The following is a 9660-nucleotide window of genomic DNA, read 5'->3' on the forward strand; positions in this document are numbered from 1 at the left end:
GCTCGAACACTCGTCGCCCAGAGTTCACCTTGGAGCCAGTGATGGTTCATTTGGGGTGACGGAAACCGACGCGTTCCAGCCGGATCGTGGGAGCGTGGGGTGCGAAGCGCCGGTTTTCACGGCGGGCCCCGACCCCCGGCAGCCCCCGATGAACACGCACGAGAGGGAACCCTGATGCGGGACGCGTACCACGAGGAACTTGACTCGATCGGCGACAGTCTGGTGGAGATGGCCCGGCTGGTCGGGTCGGCGATCGGACGCGCCACCACCGCCATCCTCGACTCCGACCTGAAGCTGGCCGAGGCTGTCATCGAGGGCGACCAGAAGGTCGACGACCTCCAGCACGACCTGGAGGCCAGGGCCATAGCCCTGCTCGCCCGCCAGCAGCCGGTGGCGACGGATCTCCGTATCGTTGTCACCTCGCTGCGGATGTCGGCCGACCTGGAGCGCTCCGGCGACCTGGCCCAGCATGTGGCCAAGCTCACCCGGCTGCGCTACCCGGACCGGGCGATCCCGCACGACCTGCACGCCACCATCCTGGAGATGGGCCAGCTCGCGCAGCGTCTGATGGCGAAGGCGGCCGAGGTCATCATCACCAAGGACGTCGACCTGGCGCTCCAGATGGAGTCGGACGACGACGAGATGGACCTGCTGCACCGCACGCTCTTCCAGCACCTCCTGGACGACCGCTGGCAGCACGGCATCGAGACCGCGGTCGACGTCACGCTCCTGGGCCGTTACTACGAGCGGTTCGCCGACCACGCGGTGGCGGTCGCCAAGCGCGTCGTCTTCCTGGTCACGGGCGAGCACGCGGACGAGCTGCAGCCCGACATCCAGCCGGAGATCCAGCCGGTGACGGGCGGCGAGGGGGCGTAGCCGCAGAGGGCGGGGCGTAGTCGCCGAGGCCAGGGCGCGCGTCGGCGCCACAGTGCGCCGTTGATGCGCCCGCAGCAACGGGCATGCAATGAGCACAGGCACCAGCCTCTAGGCCTCAGGAGGACTCATGGCCGAAGCCCCGACCCAGCCCGACCCGACGCAGGAGAGCGAGACGGACCACCCCGCCGACATCAGGAGCCTTCCGCTCTTCGGTGCGTGCGGCTGCGGCTCGGGCTGCGGCTGCGGGTGCCAGTCGGGCAATCCGTGCCAGTGCGGCTGACCGCGCAGGACGCCGTTCTTCTACGACCCTGAAGGGCCCCCGGTGCCTCCGCGCACCGGGGGCCCTTCGCTGCGCTCGCCGGGGCGGACGCGGGGGCGCAGCATGGAAGGGCTGGAAGGAACGGCGGTCGACATCGGAAGGAGGTACGGGACCATGGCCAAGTTCATGGACGTACACCACGGGATGAAGGGCATCACTGCCGACCAACTGCGCGAGGCCCACCAGGCCGACCTCGCCGTGGAGAAGGACGAGGGCGTCCACTTCGAACAGGCATGGGCGGACCCGGAGTCCGGCACGGTGTACTGCCTCTCCGAGGCGCCCACGGCGGAGGCGGTACAGCGCGTCCACGAACGCGCCGGCCACCGGGCGGACGAGGTCGTCCCGGTACCGCTGTCGGTCTAGCCCGAGCGGGAAAACGCCCCTGATCCGCGCTTCCCGCGCAGGTCAGGGGCATGATCGCAATCCCTACTTCTTCTTGCCCTGGTTCTTTACCGCCTCGATCGCGGCCGCCGCCGCCTCCGGGTCGAGGTACGTGCCGCCGGGGGTGACCGGCTTGAAGTCGGCGTCGAGGTCGTAGTGGAGCGGGATGCCGGTCGGGATGTTCAGGCCCGCGATGTCCGCGTCCGAGATGCCGTCCAGGTGCTTGACCAGGGCGCGCAGGGAGTTGCCGTGGGCGGCGACCAGGACCGTGCGGCCGGCGAGGAGGTCGGGGACGATGCCGTCGTACCAGTACGGGAGCATGCGGACCACGACGTCCTTCAGGCACTCCGTGCGGGGGCGCAGCTCCGGGGGGATGGAGGCGTAACGGGGGTCCGCGGACTGCGAGAACTCCGTGCCGTCCTCGAGCGGCGGGGGCGGGGTGTCGTAGGACCGGCGCCACAGCATGAACTGCTCCTCGCCGAACTCCGCGAGGGTCTGCGCCTTGTCCTTGCCTTGGAGGGCGCCGTAGTGGCGCTCGTTCAGGCGCCAGCTGCGGTGGACCGGGATCCAGTGGCGGTCCGCCGACTCCAGCGCGAGCTGCGCCGTGCGGATCGCTCGCTTCTGGAGCGACGTGTGGACCACGTCGGGGAGGAGATCGGCGTCCTTCAGGAGCTCGCCACCGCGGACTGCCTCCTTCTCGCCCTTCTCGTTGAGGTTCACGTCCACCCAGCCGGTGAACAGGTTCTTCGCGTTCCACTCGCTCTCGCCGTGGCGGAGGAGGATCAGCTTGTACGGTGCGTCGGCCATGGGTCAGAGCGTAATCCACCGGTTCGGCCGTAAGGAGTACCCGCCCAGCAGCCGGACGATTGACGGCATCTGTTAATTCACTGGCCCGGAACGACACCCCCTCAGTAAGTTGCGCTTGCCGCGCACGACGCTTACCACCGGGGGTTCTCCATGTCCGTCGCCCGTCTCAGACGTGCCGCCCGGGAGACCGTCTCCGGACTCCCCCGCGAGTTCTGGTGGCTGTGGACCAGCACCCTCGTCAACCGGCTCGGCGCCTTCGTCGCCACCTTCATGGCGCTGTATCTGACGCTGGACCGCGGCTACTCCGCCTCCTACGCCGGTCTCGTCGCGTCGCTCCACGGGCTGGGCGGGGTGGTGTCCTCGCTGGGCGGCGGGGTGATGGCGGACCGGCTCGGACGGCGGCCCACCCTGCTGATCGCCCAGACCTCCACCGCCGCCTCCGTCGCACTGCTCGGCTTCGTACACGGCCCCGTCGCCATCGCCGGCGTCGCCTTCCTCGTCGGTATGGCCTCGAACGCCTCCCGGCCCGCCGTGCAGGCGATGATGGCCGACATCGTGCGCCCCGAGGACCGGGTGCGGGCCTTCTCGCTCAACTACTGGGCGATCAACCTCGGTTTCGCCGTCTCCTCCACGGCCGCCGGGTTCGTCGCCGAGTTCAGCTACCGCGCCGGGTTCCTGGCCGAGGCGGGGATGACCCTGCTCTGCGCGGTCGTCGTCTTCCTCAAGCTGCCCGAGTCCCGGCCCGAGCAGACGGCCACCGAGAAGGCGGCGGAGGCGGTCGGCCTCGGGACCGTGCTGCGCGACGGGCGCTACATGGCCGTCGTCGGCCTGTCCTTCCTCGTCGCCCTCGTCTTCCAGCAGGGGTCGGTCGGACTGCCGGTCGCCATGGGCGAGGCCGGGTTCACACCCGCCGACTACGGCATGGCGATCGCCGTCAACGGTGTGCTGATCGTCGCACTGCAGATACCGGTCACCCGGCTCATCGAGCACCGGGACGTACGGCGGCTGCTCGTGGTCTCGTCGCTGCTCGCCGGGTACGGCTTCGGACTCACCGCCCTCGCCGGGTCGGTCGGCGTCTTCGCCCTCACCGTCTGCGTCTGGACCCTGGGCGAGATGATCAACGCCCCGACCCAGACCGGGCTCGTCGTACGACTGTCACCGGTGCACGGACGCGGGCGCTACCAGGGCGTCTACACCCTCTCCTGGTCCCTCGCCGCGCTGGTCGCGCCGCTGATGTCCGGGCTGGTCATCGACCGGTTCGGCGCGGAGTGGCTGTGGGGGCTGTGCGCGGCCGTCGGGACGGTGGCCGCCGTCGGTTACGGCGCGCTGATGCGGCGGTTGCCGACGGAGCAGCCCGTGGCCGCGGAGGGCGGGGTCCGGAGCGACGTCGGGGCAGCCGCCGGCTGATCACCTGGATCACCTGGACCACCTGCGACGGCAACGAGCCCCCTACCCGCACTTCTCCTGCCGGTAGGGGGCTTGGCGTTGCCGTGTGCGTCGGTCAGAAGCCGACGTTCACGCCGACGTTGTGGGGCAGCGCGCCGAGGGTGCCGCCGGCGAGGCCCAGCGCGGTCGCCTTGACCGAGTCGACCTCGGCGAGGAGCTCGGAGCTGCTGAGGGTCGTCGAGCCGACGCTGACGCTGATCTGCGGGCTGATGCCACCGGAGACGGTGTCGAGCTCGGCGTCGGAGATCTCGGCGGTCTGAACCTGGGGAGCGGAGTTCATGGGGAAGTGCCCTTCGCATGGTGGGTCCACGGGGGGACGCGGCCTCGCTGGGGGGACAGACGACTGGCCGCGGTGCGCAGGATCAAACCACGCGGCGGACGGCTGAGCCAGTCCGGACCCCTGTCCGGCACGGCAGTTGGGCCCCTCGGCGACCGAACCGTGTGCGTGTGCACACCGGTTGGGTCCGAGTTCTCTACACACGGCCCTTCCCAGTGGACCGACAGGCCTTGCGACGGCCCGCCCGAACCGGACAACTCCCCTCAACGAGCCCTCTCCGCCGAGCGGTTGCGCACGCACTGTGCAGATTCCGTCGTGAAGGGCGTCAGGGATGCATCCGCGCACCCTTCAGCACCTTGTCCACCGCGTTCCGCGGTCCGTACACCGCCAGCCCCACGAGGTCGAGCTCGCCGGTCCCCACGGCCCGAACCGCCGCCCGGTTGTCGCGGTCGTTGCCGGTGGCGAAGAGGTCGGAGGTGAAGACCGCGCGCGGGAGGGAGCGGGACAGCACGCGCGCGTGGGCCGCGGTGAGCGTCTCCTTCGCGCCCTCGAAGACCAGCACCGGCTGACGGAACATCGGCAGGTACCGCACGTCGTCCGCGTCCTCGTACGGCTCGCCGATCACCTCGGGGATCGTGCTGCCGAGGCCGCTGACCAGGAACGCGGTGACGTTCAGGCGCTGCCAGGTCTCCAGGTCCTCGCGCAGCAGGACGGCGATCTTGGTGTCGAACCGGGTGGGTGTGTCGCTCATACTCCGAGACTGCCGATCCGCTCACGGCCCCGTCTTGTACGTTTTTTGCATGGCCGCTCAGCGCTCCCGACCGGAGGTCTCCGCCTGGCGCCCCCGGGTGCGGGGCGTGGTGGAGGTCTTCCACGCGCACTTCACCGAGTACGCCTACCCCATGCACGTCCATGAGGCGTGGACGCTGCTCATCGTGGACGACGGGGCCGTACGGTACGACCTCGACCGGCACGAGCACGGCACCCCGCACGACACGGTCACCCTGCTGCCGCCGCACGTCCCGCACAACGGCTCGCCCGCCACCCCGCACGGCTTCCGCAAGCGGGTCGTCTACCTCGACGACACCCGGCTCGGCGACGACCTCATCGGGGCCGCCGTCGACGGCCCCGACCTGCGCGATCCGACGCTGCGCCGGCGGGTCGGGCAGCTGCACACCGCGCTCGGGCGGCCGGGCGAGGAGTTGGAGGCCGAGAGCCGGCTGACGCTGATCGGCGACCGGCTGCGGGAGCTGCTGCGGCCGGGGCAGGGACAGGGACACGGGACGCGGCCCGCGCGTCCCGACCCCGTTCTCGCCCGCCGGCTGCGGGAGCTTCTCGACGAACACGTCGTCGACGGCCTCGGCCTCGACGCCGCCGCTGAGCTCCTGCACGCCCATCCCGCCCATCTGGTACGGGCGTTCAGCACCGCCTACGGCATCGCCCCGCACCAGTACCTCACCTCCCGCCGCGTCGACCGGGCCCGCCGCCTCCTGCTGGACGGGCGGGCGCCGGGCGAGGTCGCGTCGGCGACGGGTTTCTTCGACCAGTCCCATCTCACGCGCCACTTCCGGAAGTTGGTGGGAGTGACGCCGGGGCGCTACCGCGTCAGTTCACGCTGAGCTTCATGCAGGTTGCGCGGTCGTACGGTGTCCGCCGTGGGGTACAGCTCCAGCCGCGCGTGCAGATCGCCGGTGAAGTCCGGGACGTCGATCTGGTCGAACTCCGAGCACTGGTCGAGGCCGACGGTCGCGCTCCACGGCGCCAGACCGTCGATCTTCACCAGGCCCGCGCGGTGGTTGGTGTCCCGGACGTTCCAGTGGGTGAAGCGGGCGCCGTAGAGCGGACCGGCGTTCGCGTCGCCGCCGTGACGGCCGTTGTTGTCGACGGTGATGTCCGTGCGGACGTTGGCGAACGGCAGGCCGCGGTGGGAGTCGAAGGTACCCATCTGCATGTCGCCGCGGGACCAGACGTTGTGGGAGGAGAGCCCTTCGACGTTGATGCCGTGCAGTTGCGTCCCTTCCGGGGTCGGGACCGTGCGCTGTTCGATGGTGAAGTCCTCGATCAGGTTGTCGTGCGAGCCCTCGCGGCAGAAGTACGGGTGGTGTTCGCCCCGGCCGCCCACGCGGGTGCGGCGCAGGGTGCAGGAGGAGGCGGCGACCAGGCCGAAGCCGTTGTCGACGTTGCGGACGGTGACGTCGTCCGCCCAGCAGTCGTACGCGCACTGGAGGACGACGCCGTTGTAGCCCTTGTCGAGGAGGTGCGGGGACTGGGGGGTCTCCATCACGTCCAGGGTCAGGCCTTCGACGCCGGATCCGGTCAACTCCCTCACGTGCGTGGTGAACTGGGGATTCCATTCGGGCCGCAGGTCGAGCGGCAGGGGGCGTTCGAGGGTGACTCTGCGGCCTCGGACGCGGGCGATGCGGACGGGCCATTCGTAGGGGACGTAGGACAGGAGCTTGGTCTTGTCCTCCCAGTAGTACGCCGCCGGGCCCGGGCCGCCGCCCGACATGTGCTGGAGCAGGGTGTGGGTGGTGTCGTCGGCGATGCGCAGGAGGACCAGGGCGCCGGGGCGGAGGCGGGAGGGGTCGGCGACGGTGACGGTCCAGTCGCCCTGGCGGGCGGGTTCGACGGGGGTGAGGAGCTCCCACTCGTCCCGCTTGTTGCCCGTCCAGCCCTCGAAGGGCCAGGCCTGGGCCTTGATCGCGGTCACCAGGGAGTCCCAACGGGCCTTCGGGGCAAGCCAGATGAGGCCGCCCGCCCAGGACCAGGCCGACTTGGTGCCGCCGTAGCGGGAGCCGTACACGCCGATCAGTTCGGTGAGGTTCCTGGTGGCGTGGAGGGTGGTGCGGGCGCTTCCGGCGCCGCGCAGCACGACGTTGTCGTAGCCGATCCGGATCAGGCCGTCGATGCGGAAGGTGCCGGGCGGGATGGAGACCGTGCCACCGCCGGCCCTTCCGGCGGCGGCGATGGCACGGTTGATCGCGGGGGCGCAGTCGGTCGTGCCGTCCGCCACGGCGCCGTAGCGGCGGACGTCCACGACGGCGGGGCGGCGGGGGAAGCGCTCCGCGCCGCCTCGGCAGCCGGCCCTTCCGATGTAGGGGATCTGGGGGTGGGTGAAGGGGGTTCGGACGAACTCACGCCAGAGGGTGGGGACTTGGCCCGGGGTGGTGTGGGGGGTGCCGGGGGCGGGTGACACGGGTGCCGGTGTCGCGGGTGCGGGTGTCACGGGTGCCGGTGTCGCGGGTGCGGCGAGGGCTGGTGTGCCTGTGATCGCCGCGGTCGCCACCGCCGTGGTTCCGGCCAGGAGGCTCCGTCTGGTCATGCCGTGGTGCGCGGTGCTCATTCCGTACGTCCTTCCATGCGGCTCTTCATGGATGTGAACGACGTTCAGATCTGCGTCAGGCGTGAGCATGCCACGGTCCCCGCGGGGCGGGAAAGAGGCGTGCGCTGGATTTAGGTACGGACCTTCGATTCAGTCAGCGGAGCGCTGGGTCAGGTGAGTGAACGCGTCGAGATTGCGCGTCGATTCGCCGCGGGAGACCCGCCACGCGTACTCCTTGCGGATCGCGGAGGCGAAGCCGAGCTCCAGGAGGGTGTTGAAGCTGCCGTCCGCCGCCTCCAGGACCTGGCCGAGGAGGCGGTCGATCTCGTCCGGGGTGACCGCGGCGAGGGGGAGTTTCGCGGTGACGTAGATGTCGCCGAGGTGGTCCACCGCGTAACTCACGCCGTAGAGCTTGAGATTGCGCTCCAGGAGCCAGCGGTGGACGCCGGACTCGTTCTCGTCGGGGTGGCGGATGACGAAGGCGTTGAGGGAGAGGGAGTGGCGGCCGACGAGGAGGGAGACCGTCGTCTTCAGCTTGCGGGTGCCGGGGAGTTGCGCGACGTAGTTGCCGGGGGCGGGGCTCTCCCACTCGACCTCGGCGTCCTTCAGCGCGTCCTCGACGACCTGCGCCACCTTCGCTTCGTCAGCCATGCTGGGAGCGTACGTGACGGCGGTGCGCCTGCGTCGCGGCCGTGTAGACGTCCGCCGTGGCGGCGGCCGCGGTGTCCCAGCCGAACCTCTGGGCGTGCTCGGCCGCCGCCGCGCCGAGGCGGGGGGTGAGCGTGGGGTCGTCGGCGAAGGCGCGGAGTACACGGGCGTAGTCGGTGGGGTTGTGGCCTCGTACGAGGAAACCGGTCTCCTCGTTTCGGACGGCCACCGGGAGGCCGCCCACCGATGCCGCGAGCACCGGGGTGCCGGCCGCCTGTGCCTCTATCGCCACCAGGCCGAAGGACTCGCTGTACGACGGCATGACGAGCACGGACGCGGCCCGGAACCAGTCCGCCAGCTGCTCCTGGCCGACGGGCGGGCGGAACCGTACGACGTCCGCGATGCCCAGGCGGGCGGCGAGCTTCTGCAGGCCCTCCGGCTTGGCGAGGCCGCTGCCGCTGGGGCCGCCCACGACGGGGACGACGATGCGGGAGCGGAGGTCGGGGCGCTCGTCGAGGAGCGCCGCCACCGCGCGGAGCAGGATGTCCGGCGCCTTGAGGGGCTGGATACGGCCGGCGAAGAGCGGGATCAGGGCGTCCTGGGGCAGGTCGAGGCGGGCGCGGGCCGCTGCGCGGCCGTCTGCCGGGCGGAAGCGGTCGAGGTTGACGCCGGGGTGGACCACGGCGACCTTGCCGGGGTCGGCGCTGTAGTGGCGGACCAGTTCGTCGGCCTCTTCGGCGGTGTTGGCGATGAGGCGGTCGGCGGCCTCGACGATCTGGGTCTCGCCGATGACGCGGGCCGCGGGTTCGGGGGTGTCGCCGTCCGCGAGGTTGGCATTCTTGACCTTGGCCATGGTGTGCATGGCATGCACGAGGGGGGCGCCCCAGCGCTGGGCTGCCAGCCAGCCGACGTGGCCGGAGAGCCAGTAGTGGGAGTGGACGAGGTCGTAGTGGCCGGGGCGGTGGCCGGCCCAGGCCTGCATGACGCCGTGGGTGAAGGCGCAGAGCTGGGCGGGGAGGTCTTCCTTGGCGAGGCCCTCGTAGGGGCCGGCGTCCACGTGGCGGACGAGGACGCCGGGGGCGAGTTCGACGGTGGGGGGGAGGGCGGCGGTGGTGGCGCGGGTGAAGATCTCCACTTCGATGTTGATCGCGGCGAGGCGCTGGGCGAGTTCGACGATGTAGACGTTCATGCCGCCGGCGTCGCCGGTGCCGGGCTGGTGGAGGGGGGAGGTGTGCACGGAGAGCATGGCGACGCGGCGGGGGCGGCGGTGGAGCCTCAGGCGCGGGGGCGAGGTCTGGGAACGGCGCCCGAGCCTGCTGACGTACTGGCTCACGTGGCGTTCCTCCTTGCTGCGGGCATGCCTGGAGGAGGGGGTGGGGCGCCCTCCAAGGGGGTGCAACAGCGGAGGGGTGGGTTCCCATTCCTGGTGGGGTGGATTTTGCCGAGACATTACTGGCGGTCGCTCAACCGTTCGACGCTGAGGTGCGTAGGTGGATGCCTGCGGCGCCGGCGGGGGTTGGGTGGGGGCTTGTGTAGCGCCTAGGGGTGGTGGGTGAGTCGGGGCCGGGCCGGGGGGTATCCGTC

General features: G+C 70.9%; 11 protein-coding genes. 5 read left to right on the forward strand and 6 right to left on the reverse strand.

Features of this window, described 5'->3' with window-relative positions; all coding sequences use genetic code 11:
* Positions 1–174 precede the first annotated feature (174 nt).
* From phoU to ABZT17_RS40060, 3 genes are all read left to right on the forward strand, one after another.
* A complete protein-coding gene (phoU, locus tag ABZT17_RS40050; RefSeq protein ID WP_356356830.1) occupies positions 175–876 on the forward strand; it encodes a phosphate signaling complex protein PhoU in 702 nt (233 codons plus the stop codon).
* A 127-nt stretch (positions 877–1003) separates the two neighbouring features.
* Positions 1004–1156: a hypothetical protein gene (locus ABZT17_RS40055; RefSeq protein WP_356356832.1), complete on the forward strand. Its 153-nt coding sequence runs from the start codon at positions 1004–1006 to the stop codon at positions 1154–1156.
* A 153-nt stretch (positions 1157–1309) separates the two neighbouring features.
* Positions 1310–1558: an SCO4226 family nickel-binding protein gene (locus ABZT17_RS40060; protein ID WP_356356833.1), complete on the forward strand. Its 249-nt coding sequence runs from the start codon at positions 1310–1312 to the stop codon at positions 1556–1558.
* A 63-nt stretch (positions 1559–1621) separates the two neighbouring features.
* On the opposite strand, the gene ABZT17_RS40065 is transcribed toward ABZT17_RS40060, so the two are convergent.
* Complete coding sequence (locus tag ABZT17_RS40065) at positions 1622–2383, reverse strand: phosphoglyceromutase (RefSeq protein ID WP_356356835.1); 762 nt, start codon at positions 2381–2383, stop codon at positions 1622–1624.
* Positions 2384–2533: 150 nt separating this feature from the next.
* Here ABZT17_RS40065 and ABZT17_RS40070 point away from each other — a divergent pair, with 150 nt between their 5' ends.
* Positions 2534–3790: an MFS transporter gene (locus ABZT17_RS40070; protein ID WP_356356837.1), complete on the forward strand. Its 1257-nt coding sequence runs from the start codon at positions 2534–2536 to the stop codon at positions 3788–3790.
* Between the two features lie 94 nt (positions 3791–3884).
* Here ABZT17_RS40070 and ABZT17_RS40075 read toward each other — a convergent pair whose 3' ends face one another.
* Both ABZT17_RS40075 and ABZT17_RS40080 read right to left on the reverse strand, forming a co-directional pair.
* A complete protein-coding gene (locus tag ABZT17_RS40075) occupies positions 3885–4109 on the reverse strand; it encodes a hypothetical protein (RefSeq protein WP_356356839.1) in 225 nt (74 codons plus the stop codon).
* A gap of 322 nt (positions 4110–4431) precedes the next feature.
* A complete protein-coding gene (locus ABZT17_RS40080) occupies positions 4432–4857 on the reverse strand; it encodes a DUF2000 domain-containing protein (RefSeq protein WP_356356841.1) in 426 nt (141 codons plus the stop codon).
* Positions 4858–4906: 49 nt separating this feature from the next.
* On the opposite strand from ABZT17_RS40080, the gene ABZT17_RS40085 reads away from it, so the two are divergent.
* Complete coding sequence (locus tag ABZT17_RS40085) at positions 4907–5725, forward strand: AraC family transcriptional regulator (RefSeq protein ID WP_356356843.1); 819 nt, start codon at positions 4907–4909, stop codon at positions 5723–5725.
* Here ABZT17_RS40085 and ABZT17_RS40090 read toward each other — a convergent pair.
* The 3 genes from ABZT17_RS40090 to mshA form a co-directional block, all read right to left on the reverse strand.
* A complete protein-coding gene (locus ABZT17_RS40090; RefSeq protein WP_356356845.1) occupies positions 5704–7449 on the reverse strand; it encodes a glycosyl hydrolase family 28-related protein in 1746 nt (581 codons plus the stop codon). The two genes, ABZT17_RS40085 and ABZT17_RS40090, sit on opposite strands and share 22 nt — an antisense overlap.
* 129 nt (positions 7450–7578) lie before the next feature.
* Positions 7579–8079, reverse strand: a complete 501-nt coding sequence (locus tag ABZT17_RS40095) for a YbjN domain-containing protein (protein WP_356356847.1) — start codon at positions 8077–8079, stop codon at positions 7579–7581.
* On the reverse strand, positions 8072–9409 hold the full coding sequence (gene mshA / locus ABZT17_RS40100) for a D-inositol-3-phosphate glycosyltransferase (RefSeq protein ID WP_356356849.1): 1338 nt from the start codon (positions 9407–9409) through the stop codon (positions 8072–8074). The genes ABZT17_RS40095 and mshA overlap by 8 nt, the downstream gene beginning before the upstream one ends.
* Between the last annotated feature and the right edge of the window lie 251 nt (positions 9410–9660).

The organism is Streptomyces sp. NPDC005648, from assembly GCF_040605395.1.
Taxonomy (GTDB): Bacteria; Actinomycetota; Actinomycetes; order Streptomycetales; family Streptomycetaceae; genus Streptomyces.